A 16,972-nucleotide genomic window follows, 5' to 3' on the forward strand; every position below is an offset into this window, starting at 1 on the left:
GGCCGGCCCGGCGCCCCCGCCCCGGCCGCGCGCCCCGCCCCGGCGGCCGCCCACCGGCACCGGGCCGGGGTATCGGTGAAACCACCAGTCTGGGCCCGGGTACCTACCGGTACCGGTGACCCCGTGTGTACGTTGTGGCCGTGGTCACAGAATGCCCCACCGCCGCCTCGGTCCGGCTCCGGGGACGCGACGCCGAACAGCGGGCCCTCGCGCTCGCCCTCGGCGACGCCCGCTCCGGACGCGGGGCCCGGCTGCTCGTCTCGGGCGGCCCCGGCTCCGGCAAGTCCGCCCTCCTCGACCACGCCTGCGCCACCGCCGGCGACTTCACCCTCCTCACCGCCGACGGCGTCGCCGCCGAGACCGGCCTCGCGCACGCCGGGCTGCAGCGGCTGCTCCGCCCCGTCACCCACCACCTCGCCGACCTGGACCCGCAGCAGGCCGCCGTCCTCCGCTGCGCGCTCGAACCCGGGCACGGCGGCCCCGCCGACCGGTTCGCCCTCGGCGCCGCCGTCCTCGCCCTGCTGGCCCGCGCCGGCCGCGCCGCCCCGGTGCTGTGCCGGGTCGACGACGCCCATCTGCTCGACGCGCCCTCCCTGCACGCCCTGGCGTTCGCCGCCCGCAGGGTCGACGGCGAGGCGGTCGCCGTGCTGCTGTCCGCCCGCGACGGCTCCGCCGACCCCGTGGCGCCCGGTGTGCCCGTCCTGCGCCTGCCCCCGCTGCGCGACCGCGCCCTCGCCGACCTGCTCGCCGACCACGGCCCGCCCGGCCTCACCCCCGACGTCCGGGCCGCCCTGGTGCGGGCCGCCCACGGCAACCCGCGCGCCGCCCTCGGTTTCGCCGCCGCCCTGGACCCCGACCAGGCCGCCGGCCGCGCCGCCCTGCCCGAACCGCTGCTGCTGCACGAGGAGCTGCGGCGCGCGCACGCCCCCCGCGTGCGCGCCCTGCCCCCCGTCACCCGGCACCTGGTGCTGCTCGCCGCCGCCGACCCCGAGGCCGGGGCCGACACCCTGGTCGAGGCCGCCGGGGCCGGGACGGTCGACGCGTTCGCCCCCGCCGAGGACGCCGGGATCGTCCGCCTCGACGGCGGCCGGATCGTCTTCCCCGACCCGCTGCTGCGCGCGGCCGTCTACCAGGACGCGCCGGCCGCCCGCCGCCGCGCCGCCCACCGGGTGCTCGCCGGGCTGGTCGACCCCGGGCGCGAGCCCGCCCGGCACGCCCGGCACCGCGCGGCCGCCGCGCACGGCCCCGACCGCCGGCTCGCCGCCGAACTCGCCGCCGCGGGCGACGCCGCCCGCGGCGCCGACGGCCCCGCGGCCGCCTCCGCGGTGTTCGAGCGCGCCGCCGACCTCACCCCCGACGGCCCCATGCGCGGCTGCCGGCTCATCACCGCCGCCACCGACGCCTGGCAGGCGGGGCACCCGCAGCGCGCCTCCGCCCTGCTGGACCGGGTGCGGCCCGACACCGGGCGGCTGGCCGGGCTGGTCGAACTGCTGCGCGGCAACATCGGGGCCCGCGACGGCAACGCCATCGACGCCACCGAGACCCTGCTGACCGCGGCGTCGCGGCTCGTCCCGCACGACCGCGAGTACGCCGTCCGCGCCCTGCTGCGCGCCGCCGATGCCGCGTCCATCGCCGGCGACGCCACCCGGCACGCCGTCGCCGCGCGCCGGCTCGCCCCGCTCGCCCGGCCCGACGACCCGCCGGCGCTGCGGCTGGGGTTCGACTTCGTCGAGGGGTGCCGGGCGTCGTTCGCCGCCGACTACGCGACGGCGGTGCCGCTGCTGCGCCGCTGCATGGAGCTGGGCGAGCAGGTGGACGAGCCCGCCGAACTGGTGTGGGCGAGCATCGCGGGGCTGCGCATGGGCGACGGCCCGCGCGTGCACGCCATGGCCGCGCGCGCCGTGCTGCTCGCGCGCCGGCGCGGTACCGCCTACCTGCTGCCGCCCGCGCTGCTGTTCCTCGTCTTCGCCGAGTTCTGGTCGGGCCGGTTCCCCGCCGCCGCGGGCAACTGCCTGGAGGGGGTGCGCCGCGCCCAGGAGACCGGGCAGCCGAACTGGGCCGTGCACCACCTCGCCGGGCTGGCCCTGGTGGCCGCCATCCGCGGCGACGCCGACGACTGCCGGGCCCGCGCCCGCATGGTCGCCGAGCAGGCCACCGAGGAGAGCCTGGGGCTGGCGACCGCGCTCAGCACGTGGGCGCTGGCCGTGCTCAACCTGGCCCAGGGCGACGCGGCCGAGGCGTTCTACCGGCTGCGGGCCCTGGCCCACGCCGGCCCCGGCTACGGCCACCCCACCATGCGGCTGCTCACCGCCCCCCACTTCGTGGAGGCCGCGGTGCGCACCGGCGAGACCGCGTGGGCCGAGCGCGCCCTGGCCGGGTACGAGCGGTGGGCGGCGGCGACGGACAGCCCCGCCGCGCTCGCCCTCGCCGCCCGCTGCCGCGGCCTGCTCGCCGGGGCGGGCCGGGCCGAGGAGCACTTCGAGGAGGCGCTGCGGCTGCACCGCCTCGGCGGCGACGACGACGTGGAGCGCGCCCGCACCCAGCTGCTCTTCGGCACCGTGCTGCGGCGCGGCCGCCTGCCGGGGCGGGCCCGCGAGCACCTGCGCGACGCGCAGGAGACGTTCGAGCGGTTCGGCGCCCGGCTCTGGGTCCGCCAGGCCCGCGCGGAGCTGCGCGCGATCGGCGACCCCGAGCGCAGCCCCGGGGCGCCCGAGCCGGGCGCGGGGCCGGTCGAGCTGACCGCCCAGCAGCGCCAGATCGCGCTCCTCGTCGCCGAGGGCGCGACCAACCGCGAGGTGGCCGCGCACATGTTCATCAGCCCGCGCACCGTCGAGCACCACCTGCGCGGGATCTTCCGCAAGCTCAACATCCGCTCCCGCATCGACCTCGCCCGCCTGTTCCCCTAACCCGCCCCTGACCCGCCGGCCCGCCCCGGGCCGCCCCCGAGCCGCCGCACCGCCGCACCGCCCGAGCCCCGCCCGCCACCCCGCCCCGAACCCGCGGACCACCGCCCACCGCCACATGCCGACCGGTCGGTCGGGTCGGTCGGTCGGGCCGGTCGGTCCCGACCCCGCCCGCCCCACCCGAGGAGCCGCCCATGACCAGCAGCCCACCGGAGCCCCTGCTCCGGGCGGAGGGGGTGACCGTCCGCTTCGGCGGCCTGGTCGCCCTGTCGGAGGTCGACCTGGAGGTCCCGCCCCGCACCGTCGTCGGCCTCATCGGCCCCAACGGCGCCGGCAAGACCACCCTGTTCAACGTGCTGTCCGGGGTGGTCCGCCCCCAGGAGGGCCGCCTCACCTACGGCGGCCGCCCGCTGCGCGACCACCGCCCCCACCACCTCGCGCGGCTCCGGATCGCCCGCACCTTCCAGGGGCTCAACCTGTTCGGCGGCATGACCGTGCTCGACAACGTCGCCGTCGGCGCCGACCGCCTCGCCGCCGGCGGCGCCCTCGGCATGCTCACCGGCCTGGGCCGGCACGCCCGCGACGAGCGCGACCTCTACGCCCGCGCGCGGGCGGCCCTCGCCGAGTTCGACATCGCCGACACCGCCGCCGCCCTGCCCGGCACCCTGCCCTACGGGGTGCAGAAGCGGGTCGCCCTGGCCCGCGCGCTCGTCGCCGACCCCGAGCTGCTGCTGCTCGACGAACCCGCCGGCGGCCTCTCCGCCGGCGACGTCGACGCCCTGGGCGCCCGCATCCGCGGGCTGCGCGACCGCATGGCCGTCGTCCTGGTGGAGCACCACGTCGACCTGGTGATGTCGGTGTGCGACCGCGTCGTCGTCCTCAACTTCGGCCGCGTGGTGCGCGCCGGCACCCCCGACGAGGTCCGTGCCGACCCCGCCGTCACCGAGGCCTACCTGGGCACCCCGGCCGAAGCGGGGTCCGATGCCTGAGCCCATCCTCCAGGTCCGCGGCCTGTCCGCCGGATACGGCGCCGTCCGCGCCCTGCACGGCGTCGACCTGACCGTCCACCCGGGCACCGTGCACGCCGTGCTCGGCGCCAACGGCGCCGGCAAGACCACCCTGCTGCGCACCGTCACCGGCCTGGAGCGCGCCCGCGCCGGCAGCGTCCTGCTCCGCGGCGAGGACGTCACCCGGCTGCCCACCGAGCGCCTGGCCCGCCGCGGCGTCGCCCACGTCCCCGAGGGCGGCGGCGTCATCGCCGAACTCACCGTCGAGGAGAACCTGCGGCTCGGCGCGCTGTGGCGCGGCCGCGCCGACCGGGCCGCCGCGCTGCGCGAGGTGTGCGAGCTGTTCCCGCCGCTGGCCGAGCGCCTCTCCCGCGCCGCCGCCACCCTCTCCGGCGGTGAACGGCAGATGCTCGCCATCGGCCGCGCCCTCATGGGCCGCCCCGACGTGCTGCTGCTGGACGAGCCGTCCCTGGGGCTGGCGCCCCGGGTCACCGCGCGCATCCTCGCGCTGCTGCGCGACCTGCGTGCCCGCACCGGGCTCACCGTGGTCCTGGTCGAGCAGAACGCGCGCGGCGCCCTGTCGATCGCCGACCACGCGTTCGTGCTCGCCCAGGGCGCGGTGGCCGCGGAGGGCTCGGCGGCGGAACTGCTCGCCGACGACCGCGTCCGCCACGCCTACCTGGGCTTCTGAAAGGGACGACCGTGGACCACTTCGTCAGCCTCACCCTGAACGGCCTCGCCGAGGGCGCCGTCTACGCCGCCCTCGGGCTGTCCCTGGTGATCATCTACCAGGCGACGCGGGTGGTGAACTTCGCCCAGCCGGCGCTGGCGCTCATCGCCGTCTACCTGGCCTCCACCGTCACCCGGGCCACCGGGAACTACTGGCTGGGGTTCGCCGCCGCCCTCGCCGCCGGCCTGGTGCTGGGCGTGGTCACCGAGCGCGTGCTGATCCGGCCGCTGCGCGGCGCCACCCCGCTGGGCGCCATCATCACCACCCTCGGCCTGCTCCTCGTCCTGCAGGGCGTGGCCGGCATGGTGTGGGGCACCGAGCCCATCGGGTTCGGCTACCCGATGGACTACCGGGGCCGGTTCTCCCCGGCCGACGCGTTCACCCTGGGGGCGGTGGCGGCGGTCGCCGCCGCGCTGTTCGCCCTCTACCGGTTCACGCCGCTGGGGCTGCGCATGCGCGCGGCCGCCCTGCGCCCGGAGTCGGCCCGGCTGTCCGGGGTGCCCGTCGGGCTGATGCTCACCGCCGGGTGGGGCATCGCGTCGCTCATCGGCGCCCTCGCCGGGATGCTCGCCGCACCCCCGTTCATCTTCCCCAACGTGTTCGACGCCGTGTTCGTCTACGCCATCGCCGCCGCCGTCCTGGGCGGGCTGGAGAGCCCGTTCGGCGCCGTCGCGGGCGGGATGCTGCTCGGCCTGGGCCTGTCCTACGTCTCCGGCTACGCCGGGGCCGACCTCACCACCCTGGCCGCCCTGGCCATCCTCGTCGTCGTCCTCAGCCTCCGGCCCGACGGGCTGTTCGCCCGGACCCCGGCCCGAAAGGTCTAGCCATGGCCCCCTCCCCGCGCCGCGGCGCCCCCGCCGCCGACGCCCCCGCGGACCCCGGCGCGCCGCGCCCGGCCGCGACCGCCGCCGCACCGGACGCCCCGCGACCGGGCCGGCGCGCGCTGCCCCCGATCGTCCGCCACCTGCTGTGGGCCGCCGTAGCCCTCGCCGCGGTGGCCGCCCTGACCTCGGTCGCCGGCGGCCTCACCGACCTGCGGATCGCCGCCGTGGGCTACCACCTGCTGGCGGTGGCCGGCCTCCAGCTGCTCATCGGCCTCAGCGGGCAGGTGTCGCTCGGCCACGGCGCGTTCATGTTCGTCGGCGCCTACACGGTGGCGCTGCTCGTGCTGCACGTCCCGGCGCTCCCGCTGTGGCTCGGCCTCCTGGTCACGGTGGCGGTGAGCTGCGCCGCCGGGGTGCTGGTCGGCGCGGCCACCGCCCGCCTGCACGGCCCCTACCTGGCGGGGGCCACCCTGACCCTCGCCGTGGGGCTGCCCGCGCTCGCCGTCCGCTTCCCCGACCTGCTGGGCGGCGCCAACGGGCTCGCGTTCAGCACCCGCGGGGCGCCCCCCGCCCTGGCCGGGGTGGTCGACGACGGCCAGTGGCGGGCGCTCGTCGTGTGGACGACCGTGCTGATCGCCATGGTCCTCATCGCCACCATCAGCGGCGGGCGCCTCGGCCGGCGCATGCGCGCCCTGCGCGACGACGAGGCCGCCGCCGCCCTCGCCGGGGTCCCCGTGGGCCGCACCAAGGTCGTGGCGTTCGTGGTCAGCGCCGGGGCGGGCGGGCTGGCCGGCGGGTGCCAGGCGTACCTGCTCGGCACGGCCACCCCCGGCACCTTCACCCTCGCCCTGTCGCTGAGCCTGCTCGCCGCCCTGGTCCTGGGCGGGTTCGGCAGCCTCTGGGGCGCGTTCTGGGCGGCCCTCGCCCTCGTCTACGTCGAGGTGGGCGGCACCGAGCTCGCCCACGCCCTCGATCTCGACACCGACGTCGCCAACAACCTGCCGGTCGTGTTCTTCGGCGTCGTCCTCATCGTCGTCGTCCGCGTCTGGCCGCAGGGCGCCCACGGCGCCGTGCGGCTGCTCGCCGACCGCGTCCGGCGCCGCTGACCGCGGCCCCACCACCGCACACCCCCATCCCCCCGGGAGACCAGCATGAGACAACGGACCCCGGCCACGGCGGCGACCGCCCTGGCCCTCACCCTCCTCGCGACCGCGTGCGGCGGGGCAGGCGAGGTCGAGGACGGCGCGGCCGCCGACCTCGACGTCAGCACCGGCGTCACCGACGACAGCGTCGTCATCGGCACGCACATGCCGCTGACCGGGCCGGCCGCGCCCGGCTACAGCCAGATCCCGGTGGGCGCCGGGGCGGTGTTCGACTACGTCAACGCCAACGGCGGCGTGCACGGCCGCACCATCGACTACCGGGTCGAGGACGACGCCTACGACCCCACCCGCACCATCGAGGTCACCCGCGACCTGGTGCTCAGCGACGAGGTCTTCGCGATGCTGGGCGGGCTGGGCACCCCCACCCACTCCAAGGTCATCGACTACCTCAACGACGAGGGCGTACCCGACCTCTTCGTGTCGTCGGGGGCGCTGATGTGGAACCAGCCCGAGACCTACCCGCTGAGCTACGGCTACCAGGTCGACTACACCAAGGAGGCGAAGATCCAGGGCGCCTACATCGCCGAGCACTTCCCGGACGCCAAGGTCGGCTACTTCCACCAGAACGACGACGTCGGCGTGGACTCCCAGGCCGGCCTCGACCAGTACCTCGCCGACCAGGTCGTCGCCGTGGAGTCCTACGAGTCCGGCGTCACCGACATCGGGCCGCAGATCGCCGCGCTGGAGCGGGCCGGGGCCGACCTCGTCGTCTGCTCGTGCGTGCCCACCTACACCGCACTGGCCCTGCTGGAGGCGGCGGGCATCGGCTACGAGGCGCAGTTCGTGGCGAGCAGCATCGGCGCCGACACCGCCACCCTGGAGGCGCTGCTCGGCGAGTTCGCCGAGGAGGCCGGCGCCGACGTGCCGCCGGACGCGCTCATCGACGGCCTGATCAGCACCGGCTACCTGCCGCAGGTGGGCACCGACGACGCGTGGGTGGAGCTGTACACCGCGATCTACGAGGAGTACGGCGGCGAGGCCCCGCTGACCAACACCACCCTGTACGGCATGGTGCAGGCGACCCTGTTCGTCCAGGTGCTGGAGGCGGCCGGACAGGACCTGACCAGGCAGTCCCTGATCGACGCCCTGGGGTCGCGGGAGTGGGCCGGGCCCGGCCTGGTGCCGTTCGTGGCGAGCGAGGACGACCACAGCGGCTACACCGGCGCCTACGTCTCCCAGTACCGGGCGGGCGAGCAGCCGGAGACCCTCCAGGAGCCGCGGGTGACCGACAGCGAGGGCGGCGACATCGAGGAGTTCGAGATGGAGCGGCCCGAGCCGCAGGACATCCCCCTCTTCGCGCACGAGCCCTGATCCGCGCTGCGGGGCCCGCGCCGCCGGGCCCCGCAGCGGCGGACCGTGCGGTGAGCCGGGCCGCCCGCCCCCCGTGGACGGCGGGGGGCGGGCGGCCCGACCGGGGTCCACCGCCGTCCGGTTCGCGGCTGCGGCGGCTTTTCACCCGGTTTGGGAATCTACAGGATAAAGGCGGGTGGTCGGTGCCCCGGAGGCTCAGCCCGCCGCCGACCCGGAGCCGGGCACGAGGACGACCTTGCCGGTGACCGTGCCCGACTCGGCCAGCTCGACCGCCTCGGCCACCCGCTCCAGCGGGACGCGCGCGGCGACCTGCGGCGCCAGCCCGCCCTCGGCGAGCAGCCCGAGGACCCGGCCGAGGTCGGCGGTGAGGCGGGCCCGGAACGCGGCCCGCCGCCGCCGGCCCGCCCAGATGTTGTAGAAGTGCGCGCGCCGCCGGTTGGGCAGCAGGTCCCACCACGCGAGGCGGGCGAACAGGAGCAGGACCGGCAGGTGGGGGTTGCCCGCGACATCGCGGGTCGCCGCCGTGCCGTAGGACACCAGCGTGCCGCCGGGCGCCAGCAGCCCGAACGAGTCGGTGATGCCGGGGCCGCCGACGTGGTCGAACACGGCGTCCACCCCGCCGGGCGCGTGCGCCCGCACCCGGTCGGCCAGGTCGGGGGCGCGGTAGTCGACCGGGACCGCGCCGAGGGCCCGCACGGCGTCGTGGTGGCGCGGGTTGGCGGTGCCGATCACCCGCGCGCCCGCCAGCCGGGCGAGCTGGACCAGGGTCGAGCCCACGCCGCCGTTGGCCCCGTGGACCAGGACGGTCGCCCCGCTGCGGACCCGGGCGACGCGGTGCAGCATCTGCCAGGCGGTGATGCCGTTGACCACCAGCGTCTCGGCCTCGGCCGGGTCGACGCCGTCGGGGACCGGGACCAGGTCGGCGGCGGGCAGGACGGTCCGGTCGGTCCAGGCGCCGGTCTTGGTGAGCGCGGCGACCCGGCGGCCGACCAGCGCGGGGTCGGCGCCCGGCCCCACGGCGGTGACCGTCCCCACCAGGTCGTACCCGGGCACGAACGGGAACGGCGGCTGGTCGAAGTACTTGCCGCGGCGCATCTGCTGCTCGGCGAAGGAGACCCCGGCGGCCTCGACGCGGACGGCGGCCTCGCCGGGGCCGGGGGCGGGCAGCGGGCGGCGGCGCAGGACGAGGCCCGAGGGGTCGACCACACCGGGCAGGACGACCTCCAGCGCGGTGGCCGCGCCGGCTGCGGCGGCGGGCGGGGCGGCGGACGGAGCGGGGGAGGGGCGGTCGGTCGGGAACATGGCGGTACCTCCGGTGGGATGCGGTGGGTCGTGGTCGTCGGGGTCCGGTCGGCGGGGCGGCGGGCCGCTTGTAAGTGAGTACTCAGTCACTTGTTGGGGCCGAAAGGACGCCGCGCGGCGGCGGCGTCCGGTCGGGGCGGGGGAGGGGCGGGCCGGTGGTGCCGGCCCGCGCTCACGCCGGGGCGCCTCCCGCGCCCGGGTGGGGGGCGTGGCGCATGCCCCGGGTGAGCGTCCGGGCCCACGTCTCGTCGACGGCGTCCAGGTCCATGGCCGCGATGAGGTGGCAGAGCTGCCCCATGGCGAAGAAGTGCTGCACCTGGGCCTGGGTCCCACCGGACAGCTCGAAGGCGAGCGCCACCGTCCGGGCGTGGCCCGCGCGCATGGTCGCGCGCACCTCGGGGATGTCGGCCACGCTCATGGCGTGCACCTGGAGCATCAGCAGGTCGCGGTCGGCGATGAGGTCGGCGTAGGCGTCGCCCATGGCCTCCAGCACCTCCATGGGCGACCCGCCGGCGGCCTTCTCGGCGCCGGCGGACAGGGCCTCGCCGATCAGCGTGTAGCAGCGGTCCAGGACCGCGGTGAACAGGGCGAGTTTCCCGGGGAACAGGCGGAACACGTACGCCTGCGAGATGCCGGCGGCGGCGGCGACCTCGGTGACCGGGGTCGCGTGGTACCCCGCCGCGGCGAAGACCGGGAGCGCCCGGGCGAGGACCGTCGCCCGCCGCGCCTCGGCGGTGGAGCGGGGAGCGTCGTTCTGCGTCATGTATGTGAGTACACACTCACAACGCCGATCTGTCAAGCCCGCCCGCGCCCCGCGCCTCGCGCGCCGCGTCCGGTCGGCCCGTAGCGGGCCACGGGGCCGCCGCGCGGACGCGCGCCGGTCCGCCCGTCGCCCGTACCCGGGCACACGGACGGCCACCGCAAGGCGGTGCGCGGTGGCCGTCGTGCGGCGGCGCCGGGGTCAGCGGGTCGGGCGCCGCCTTTTCCGGGATGGTCTCCACCCGCTCCGGCCGGACCGGTCGGCGCGGGGTCGTGCACCCCTCGCGATGCCCGCCGCGCCACCCGGGAAAACCGGGCATTTCACCTCATGACCCACCTTTGACCCCGCGCTTTCCCTGGTCGGCGGCGCCCCGCAGCAGCACGGCGGCCTGGACGGCGGTGTAGGCGAGGAGGAGGGCGCCGATGGCGGCCATGGTGTGCAGGCCGGCGGTGAACGACGTGCGGGCGGCCTCGCCGAGGGCCGCGCCCTCGGCCGGGGGCAGGGTCCGGGCGGCCGCCAGGGCGGCGCCCAGGGTCTCGCGGGCCGGGGCGAGGGCCGACTCGGGCACCCCCTCGACCGCGCCGAGCCCCTGGCGGTAGGCCGTGGTCAGGACGCTGCCGAGCACCGCGATGCCGAGGGCCCCGCCGAGCTCGAAGGCGGTCTCGGAGACGGCCGACGCGGCGCCGGCCCGCCGGGGCGGAACCGAGGACATGATCGCGTTGCTGGTCAGGGTCTGCGCCGCCCCCGACCCGGCGCCCACGAGGACGAACGCGGCCACCAGCAGCGGCAGCCCGCCCTCGGCCGGCAGCACGCACAGCAGGGCGAACCCGCCCGCCATCAGCACCAGTCCGGCGGGGATCAGCGCCCGCGGCGGCACCCGGCCGCTGAGCCCCGCGGCCGCGAACCCGGTGAGCACGGTCAGCACCATGCCCGGGACCAGGACCAGCCCCGCCGTGAACGGCGGCAGCCCGACGACGAGCTGGAGGTACTGGGTCAGCGCGAACATCGCGGCCGTCACGGCGAAGACGCACAGCAGGTTGGTGGCCACCCCCGTGCCGAAGACGCGGTGCCGGAACAGGCGGACGTCGATCAGCGGGTGCGCCGTCCGGAGCTGGCGGCGCACGAACGCCCACGCCGCCAGGCAGCCGAGGGCGACGAACAGCAGCGGCACCGGTGCCGCGCCGTCGCGCGCGACGGCCTTCACGCCGTAGGCGAACGGCAGCAGCGCCGCCAGCGACAGCACCGCCCCCGGCAGGTCGAAGCGCCCGGGCGCGGGGTCGCGGTACTCGCGCACCAGCAGGGGGACGGCCGGCACGAGCAGGGCCATGATCGGCAGGTTGATGAGGAACACCGACCCCCACCAGTACCGCTCCAGCAGCCACCCGCCGAGGACCGGCCCCAGGACGGCGCCGCCGGAGAACGCCGCCCCCCACGCGGCGACGGCGAACGTCCGCTGCCGGTCGTCGAGGAACATGGCGCGCAGCAGGGACAGGGTGGACGGCATGAGCGTGGCGCCCGCCACCGCGAGCGCCGCGCGCGCGGCGATCAGCGCGGTGGCCGTCGGCGCGTAGGCGGCGGCCAGCGACGCGGCGCCGAACGCGGCCGCCCCCACGACGAGGAGCCGGCGGCGGCCGACGCGGTCGCCGAGCACACCCATGGTGACCAGCAGGCCGGACAGCACGAACGGGTAGACGTCGACGATCCACAGCAGCTCGACCCCCGTGGGGGCGAGGTCGGCGCTCAGATGCGGCACGGCGAACCCGAGGACGGTCATGTCGACCGACACCAGCAGCACGGGGAGCATCAGCACGCCCAGCCCCGCCCACGCGCGCGGGCCCGCGCGCTCGGGGAGGCCGGGGCCGGCGGCGGAGCGGTCCGGGGCGCCGGGGGCGGCGGTCACGCGCGGTCCCCGGGCGCGGTGGGTCCCGTCGGCGCCGGCGGCCGGCGGGCCAGGCAGTACAGGTGCTCCTCGGCGCGCCCGCCGTGGGCGCCGGGGACGAACTCGGCGGTCTCGGCGGACACCACGGTGAACCCGGCGGCGGCCAGGTGCCGGGGGTACTCGTCGGCCGGGTAGCTGGTGACGGGGACCCGCATCCCCATCAGCTCGATCTCCGCCAGCTCGGCGTCGGCGGCGAGGGTGGCCAGGGCGAGGTGGCCCCCGGGCCGCAGCCACCGGGCGATGGACGACAACCGCTCGGCCAGTTCGGCGCGGGTCATGTGGAACAGGGAGAAGAAGGCGCACACGGCGTCGAGGCCGGCGTCGTCGGCGGCGTAGGTGAGCACGTCGGCGACCTCGAAGACGGCCCCGGGCACCCGGCGGCGCGCCAGCGCGACCATCTCCGCGGAGACGTCGATGCCCGTGACGCGCAGCCCGGCCGCGGTCAGGACCTCGGCGGTGGGGCGCCCGGTCCCCGAGCCGATGTCGAGGACCCGCCCGCCCGGCGGGGTCACGGCGACCAGCCGCTCCAGGAGGGCGCGGCGCCCGGGCAGCCCGCCGTAGGCGCGCTCGTAGTCGGCGCCGATCGTGTCGAAGGCGCGGGCCGCCGCCCGCGATGGCGATTCCATGTCGTCCCCCTGGTCGGTCGGCGCGGCGGCGGGCCGACCGACCAGGGTGGTCCCGCGTGCAGGAATTCCGCGCGTTCTCGGGAATTCTGGCATGCGGCAGTCGGTTTCGCGGTCGTTTCCGAATGATTCGACCGGGGTCGGGGAATTCACGGTGCGGCGATATCGGAAATGGCCCGGTGCTCCACGGGAATCCGGGCGGGGCGAACGAGGGGGGCCGTTCGAGCGGGGCGCGAGTGCATGTCGAGCCAGGTCCGGATAGCTGGGGTGGGTGATCGGAATCCGAGCTGGACGACGCCGAGGGAGTCGGTCGTGTCGTACGCGGTGCCCGTGGAACGGGACGGCGCATTTGACGTCGCCCCATTGACGGAGAAATGCCGGGAGATCCTGGAGAAGGGGGAGCACGCCCTTCTGGGTGTCAGCCACGGGAACAGCTATTTCAACCGCGAGCGCCTCACCGCGCTGATGCGCTGGGCCGCCCACCGGTTCGCCGCCGTCGACGTCGTCATCGCCGACAGCCACGTCGTCCACGTGCTGCGCGCCCTCGGCTACAGCGAGGAGCACGCGCGGCGCAAGGCGCACAAGGAGACCCGCCTCATCCGCAACCGGGTGGCCGACGCCGCGGGCTCCCTGCCCGAGGACCGCCGCCCGACCGTCCGCGGGCTCTCGTCGTTCCAGGACGACACCGCGTACCGGGCCGTCCTGGCCGACGTGGCGGCGGCGATGCGCGGGGAACCGGCGTTCGCCGCCGTCGTGCGCGCCATGACGCGCGCGGTCGTCGCCGCCCGGACCGGCGCGGCGGACGTCCGCGAAGACCAGGTCGAGGCCGCGCTGTGCTACCTGGAGGCCGAACTGCCGTTCTTCTTCGACACCCCGCGCATCCTCGGCGTGGGCTCCTCCGTCTCCTGCTACCACCTGCACATGCCCGTGGTCGACCTGCTCTACGGCACGGACGCCCTCGTGTCGGTCGCCCCCACCCAGGGGTTCGCGGTGGTGGCGCCGGCCGCCGGCCGGGCCGCCCCCGTCCCCGGCCCGCCCGACCAAGGAGCCGCCCGGTGACCGCGCCACCGCCCCCCTATCCGTTCTCCGCGCGCGGCGACACCATCGCGGCCGAGGAGCGGCGCCTCCAGCGGACCTGCCCGGTGTCCCGGGTCCGGACCCCGAGGGCGGACGCCAGGCTCGTCACCGGATACGACGCGGCGGTCCGCGCCCTGGAGGACGACCGCATCTCGCTCGCGGCCCTTGCCCGTGCGGGGGCACCCCGCGCCTTCGCGACTGGCATGCCGCCCGAGCTGACCGACTCCTTGCCGGCCCTGGAGCGCATGGGGGTCCGCGACATCGCGCGCCGGGAGATCGCGCCCAACCGGGTGAAGGCCCTGGAGCCGTGGGTCCGCGCGACCGCCCGCGACCTGCTCGCCGCCGTCGCCGCCGGCCCCCAGCCCGCCGACCTGGTCACCGGGTACACCCGGGCGCTGCCGCTCGCGGTCGGCTGCCGGCTCGTCGGCATCCCCGTCGACGAGGGGCGGGCCCTGCTCCCCGGCGTCGAGGCCGCCATGCGGCTCGCGCCCGATCCGGAGGGGACGCGCGCCATCCTGGACCGGCAGCAGGCGTACTTCCGCGGGGTGCTGGAGCGCCCCGACCTGCCCCCGGGCCTCGCCCGGTCGCTCGTCGACGCGGCGGCGGCGCGGCCGCCGGACGACCCCCTGGGCCCCGACCACATGGCCGCCGCCCTGTCCTGGCTGTTCGGATTGGCCAACGCCGGGCCGGCCACGGTGCTGGCACTCACCCTGTACACCCTGCTCCGCCGGCCCGATCTGGTGGCGGAGCTGCGCGCCGACCCCGGCCTGGCTCCGCGGGCGACCGAGGAGGCGCTACGGCTCGCCTACTTCCTGCACACGCCCCTCGAACGGCTGGCGGTGGCCGACGTGGAGATCGGCGGCGCCGCCATCCGCGCGGGCGACCTGGTCCTCATCGCCGCCGACGCGGCCAACCGCGATCCGGCGGTGTTCGACGACCCGGACACCTTCGACCCGCACCGGAGGTCCGACGGCCACCTGGGTTTCGGCCACGGCCCGCACTTCTGCGCGGGCAGTGCCCTCGCCCGCATGGGTCTGCGCGTCGGCATCCAGGAGTTCGCCGAGCGCCTGCCCGACGTCCGTCCGGCCGTGCCGCCCGCCGAGATCCCCTGGTGTCCCGACTCCATGGACCGCTTCCCGCTGCGGCTCCCCGTCCACGCGCACCAGAGCCCACCGACCGCCGACACCGGGGACCGCCCATGACCGACAGCCCCAGAAGCGCCGCCGCCGGCGCCGCCGACGCGCGGCGGCACCTGCGCCGGCTCCTCGCCGGCCGCGACCGCCGCCGCGCCGACCTGCTCGCCGCGCTGCCGCCCCCGCGCGCCGCCGGCCCCGCGCCGATCACCTGGGTGGGCGACCTCCAGCAGGGCGACGGCGGCAAGGGCGCGATGGTCGACCGCCTCACCCCGCACCACGAACTCGTCGTGCGGGTGCAGGGCGGCGACAACGCCGGGCACACCGTCGTCCACCGCGACGCCGAGGGCCGCACCACGGTGTTGAGGAACCACCTCCTGCCCTCGGGGCTGCGCCACCCGGGCGTGGTCGGGGTCATCGGCAACGGCGTGCTGGTCAACCCCGAGACCCTCGCCACCGAACTCGGCGAGCTGCGCGACCGGGGCTTCGACCCGGCGCGGCTCGTCCTCAGCGACCGCGCCCACCTCGTGCTGCCGCTGCACCGCCGCGCCGACGCCCGCCAGGAGGGCGCGCACCGCGGCGCGGGCGAGGCGATCGGCACCACCCGGCGCGGCATCGGCCCGGCCAACGTCAGCAAGTACAACCGCACCGGCGTCCGGGTGCGCGACCTCGCCGACCCCGACCTGGTGCGGCACCGGCTCCGGCTCAACGCCGAGCTGTTCGGCCTGCCCGCGTCGTGCGCCGACGACGACGCCGACTGGCTCCGGGGCCACCGCGACCTGCTGCTGTCCCTGGCCGCCGACACCGCCGAGCTGCTCGACACCGCCGTCGGCGCCGGGTACGGGGTGCTGTTCGAGGGGGCGCAGGGCCCGCTCATCGACATCGACCACGGCATCTACCCCTACGTCACGACCTCGCCGACCGCGTTCCACTCCGTGCCCGCGGGCACGGGCGTCGACGCCGCCGCCGTGGCGCACCGCATCGGGGTGCTGAAGGCGTACCAGACCATGGTCGGCAACGGCGCCTTCGTCACCGAGGACGACGGCGCGCTGGGCGACCTGCTGCGCGAACGCGGCGCCGAGTCCGGCACCACCACCGGCCGGCCGCGGCGCTGCGGGTGGCTCGACCTGGTGCACGCCCGGTGGGCGGTCGGCCTCAACCGCTACACCAGCGTCGTGCTCACCAAGCCCGACGTCCTGGACGGGTTCGAGACCGTGGGGGTGTGCGTCGGCTACGAGCGCGACGGCCGGGGGCCGCTGCCGTTCCGCCCCGACCACGACTACCTGGCCGGGTGCACACCGGTCTACGCCCACCTGCCCGGGTGGGGCGCCCCCTCGGCGGGGGTGCGCGAGTACGCGCGGCTGCCCCGCGAACTCAAGGAGTTCGCCCGGTTCGTCGCCGACTTCCTGGAGGTCCCCGTCAGCGGCATCAGCACGGGGCCCGCCGCCGACGACCTCGTCGTGGTGCCCGACGGCGAACTCGCCCGGATCACCGGCCGCCGCCGCGCCCCCGCGCCCGGCGGGGCGGTGGCCGCCGCGCTGCCGGCGCCCGCCCGCGCCGCCGACGACGCGCCCGCCGCCCCGGTCCGCCGGGTCGCGGTGTTCTGCGGCGCCGGACCCGGCACCGACCCCCGGTACCGGGCGCTCGCCGCCGAGGTCGGCGCGGCGTGCGCCCGCGCCGGCGTCGGCATCGTGTACGGGGCGGGCGGGGTCGGCATGATGGGGGCGCTGTCCGACGCCGCGCTGGAGGCCGGCGGCGCGGTCACCGGCATCATCCCGCAGGCGCTCATGGACCGCGAGTTCGGCCGGCTCGACCTGGCCGACCTGCGGGTCGTCGCCTCGATGCACGAGCGCAAGGAGCTGATGTACGGGCTGGCCGACGCCGTCCTCGTGCTGCCCGGCGGGTACGGGACCTTCGACGAGCTGTTCGAGGCGGTCACCTGGACGCAGCTCGGCCTGCACCACAAGCCGGTGGTGCTGGTCGGCACCGGCTACTTCGACCCGCTCGTCGGCCTGCTCGACCACGCGCGGGAGGCGGGGTTCATCACCGCGGCCGACCGCGCCCTCGTCCGGCACGCGCGCACCGCCGAGGAGGCGCTCGCCCTGGTCGGCGCCGGGGCGCCCGCGCCGGTCGCCGAGGACGCCTGAGCCGGGCCGCCCGCCCCGGGGCCGCCGCGCGGAGGCGCCCCGGGGCGGGGCGC

Annotated in this window: 13 protein-coding genes; 9 read left to right on the forward strand and 4 right to left on the reverse strand. The window is 77.2% G+C overall.

What is annotated here, in order from left to right:
• The first annotated feature begins 140 nt into the window (after positions 1-140).
• The 6 genes from NT8_RS20440 to NT8_RS20465 all read left to right on the forward strand — a co-directional run bounded on the left by NT8_RS20440 (position 141) and on the right by NT8_RS20465 (position 7,938).
• Positions 141-2,906, forward strand: coding sequence for a helix-turn-helix transcriptional regulator (locus tag NT8_RS20440; RefSeq protein ID WP_369406307.1), 2,766 nt, complete (start codon positions 141-143; stop codon positions 2,904-2,906).
• Between the two features lie 191 nt (positions 2,907-3,097).
• Positions 3,098-3,892, forward strand: coding sequence for an ABC transporter ATP-binding protein (locus tag NT8_RS20445; RefSeq protein ID WP_067972097.1), 795 nt, complete (start codon positions 3,098-3,100; stop codon positions 3,890-3,892).
• Positions 3,885-4,601, forward strand: a complete 717-nt coding sequence (locus NT8_RS20450; RefSeq protein ID WP_067972100.1) for an ABC transporter ATP-binding protein — start codon at positions 3,885-3,887, stop codon at positions 4,599-4,601. Before NT8_RS20445 ends, NT8_RS20450 begins: the two co-directional genes overlap by 8 nt.
• Positions 4,602-4,612: 11 nt before the next feature.
• Positions 4,613-5,464 carry a branched-chain amino acid ABC transporter permease gene (locus NT8_RS20455; RefSeq protein WP_067972103.1) on the forward strand — a complete coding sequence of 284 codons (852 nt, stop codon included), beginning with the start codon at positions 4,613-4,615 and terminating at the stop codon, positions 5,462-5,464.
• A gap of 2 nt (positions 5,465-5,466) precedes the next feature.
• Positions 5,467-6,570, forward strand: a complete 1,104-nt coding sequence (locus NT8_RS20460; protein WP_067972106.1) for a branched-chain amino acid ABC transporter permease — start codon at positions 5,467-5,469, stop codon at positions 6,568-6,570.
• 45 nt (positions 6,571-6,615) lie between these two features.
• Positions 6,616-7,938 carry an ABC transporter substrate-binding protein gene (locus NT8_RS20465; RefSeq protein ID WP_067972109.1) on the forward strand — a complete coding sequence of 441 codons (1,323 nt, stop codon included), beginning with the start codon at positions 6,616-6,618 and terminating at the stop codon, positions 7,936-7,938.
• 195 nt (positions 7,939-8,133) lie between these two features.
• Here NT8_RS20465 and NT8_RS20470 read toward each other — a convergent pair whose 3' ends face one another.
• The 4 genes from NT8_RS20470 to NT8_RS20485 form a co-directional block, all read right to left on the reverse strand.
• Positions 8,134-9,240: a medium chain dehydrogenase/reductase family protein gene (locus tag NT8_RS20470; RefSeq protein WP_084469134.1), complete on the reverse strand. Its 1,107-nt coding sequence runs from the start codon at positions 9,238-9,240 to the stop codon at positions 8,134-8,136.
• A 172-nt stretch (positions 9,241-9,412) separates the two neighbouring features.
• Positions 9,413-10,003: a TetR/AcrR family transcriptional regulator gene (locus NT8_RS20475; RefSeq protein ID WP_067972112.1), complete on the reverse strand. Its 591-nt coding sequence runs from the start codon at positions 10,001-10,003 to the stop codon at positions 9,413-9,415.
• Positions 10,004-10,325: 322 nt separating this feature from the next.
• The gene (locus NT8_RS20480) at positions 10,326-11,900 is read right to left on the reverse strand and encodes an MFS transporter (RefSeq protein WP_067972115.1); all 1,575 of its coding nucleotides are present in this window, start codon (positions 11,898-11,900) and stop codon (positions 10,326-10,328) included.
• Positions 11,897-12,565: a class I SAM-dependent methyltransferase gene (locus tag NT8_RS20485; protein WP_067972117.1), complete on the reverse strand. Its 669-nt coding sequence runs from the start codon at positions 12,563-12,565 to the stop codon at positions 11,897-11,899. Before NT8_RS20485 ends, NT8_RS20480 begins: the two co-directional genes overlap by 4 nt.
• Positions 12,566-12,874: 309 nt before the next feature.
• On the opposite strand from NT8_RS20485, the gene NT8_RS20490 reads away from it, so the two are divergent.
• The 3 genes from NT8_RS20490 to NT8_RS20500 are packed head-to-tail and all read left to right on the forward strand — an operon-like array spanning position 12,875 to position 16,919.
• Positions 12,875-13,621: a tRNA-dependent cyclodipeptide synthase gene (locus NT8_RS20490; RefSeq protein WP_169805237.1), complete on the forward strand. Its 747-nt coding sequence runs from the start codon at positions 12,875-12,877 to the stop codon at positions 13,619-13,621.
• Positions 13,618-14,841, forward strand: a complete 1,224-nt coding sequence (locus tag NT8_RS20495) for a cytochrome P450 (protein WP_067972123.1) — start codon at positions 13,618-13,620, stop codon at positions 14,839-14,841. The genes NT8_RS20490 and NT8_RS20495 overlap by 4 nt, the downstream gene beginning before the upstream one ends.
• On the forward strand, positions 14,838-16,919 hold the full coding sequence (locus tag NT8_RS20500; RefSeq protein WP_067972126.1) for an adenylosuccinate synthase: 2,082 nt from the start codon (positions 14,838-14,840) through the stop codon (positions 16,917-16,919). Before NT8_RS20495 ends, NT8_RS20500 begins: the two co-directional genes overlap by 4 nt.
• The last annotated feature ends 53 nt before the right edge of the window (positions 16,920-16,972 follow it).

It is taken from the genome of Nocardiopsis trehalosi NBRC 14201 (assembly GCF_001552555.1).
Lineage (GTDB): Bacteria > Actinomycetota > Actinomycetes > Streptosporangiales > Streptosporangiaceae > Nocardiopsis_B > Nocardiopsis_B trehalosi.

Bases quoted from the DNA above. Each gene is read 5' to 3' on its own strand.
- NT8_RS20445 (WP_067972097.1), top strand. From the start codon at position 3,098: ATGACCAGCAGCCCACCGGAGCCCCTGCTCCGGGCGGAGGGGGTGACC.
- NT8_RS20450 (WP_067972100.1), top strand. From the start codon at position 3,885: ATGCCTGAGCCCATCCTCCAGGTCCGCGGCCTGTCCGCCGGATACGGC.
- NT8_RS20460 (WP_067972106.1), top strand. From the start codon at position 5,467: ATGGCCCCCTCCCCGCGCCGCGGCGCCCCCGCCGCCGACGCCCCCGCG.
- NT8_RS20465 (WP_067972109.1), top strand. From the start codon at position 6,616: ATGAGACAACGGACCCCGGCCACGGCGGCGACCGCCCTGGCCCTCACC.
- NT8_RS20470 (WP_084469134.1), bottom strand. From the start codon at position 9,240: ATGTTCCCGACCGACCGCCCCTCCCCCGCTCCGTCCGCCGCCCCGCCC.
- NT8_RS20475 (WP_067972112.1), bottom strand. From the start codon at position 10,003: ATGACGCAGAACGACGCTCCCCGCTCCACCGCCGAGGCGCGGCGGGCG.
- NT8_RS20485 (WP_067972117.1), bottom strand. From the start codon at position 12,565: ATGGAATCGCCATCGCGGGCGGCGGCCCGCGCCTTCGACACGATCGGC.
- NT8_RS20500 (WP_067972126.1), top strand. From the start codon at position 14,838: ATGACCGACAGCCCCAGAAGCGCCGCCGCCGGCGCCGCCGACGCGCGG.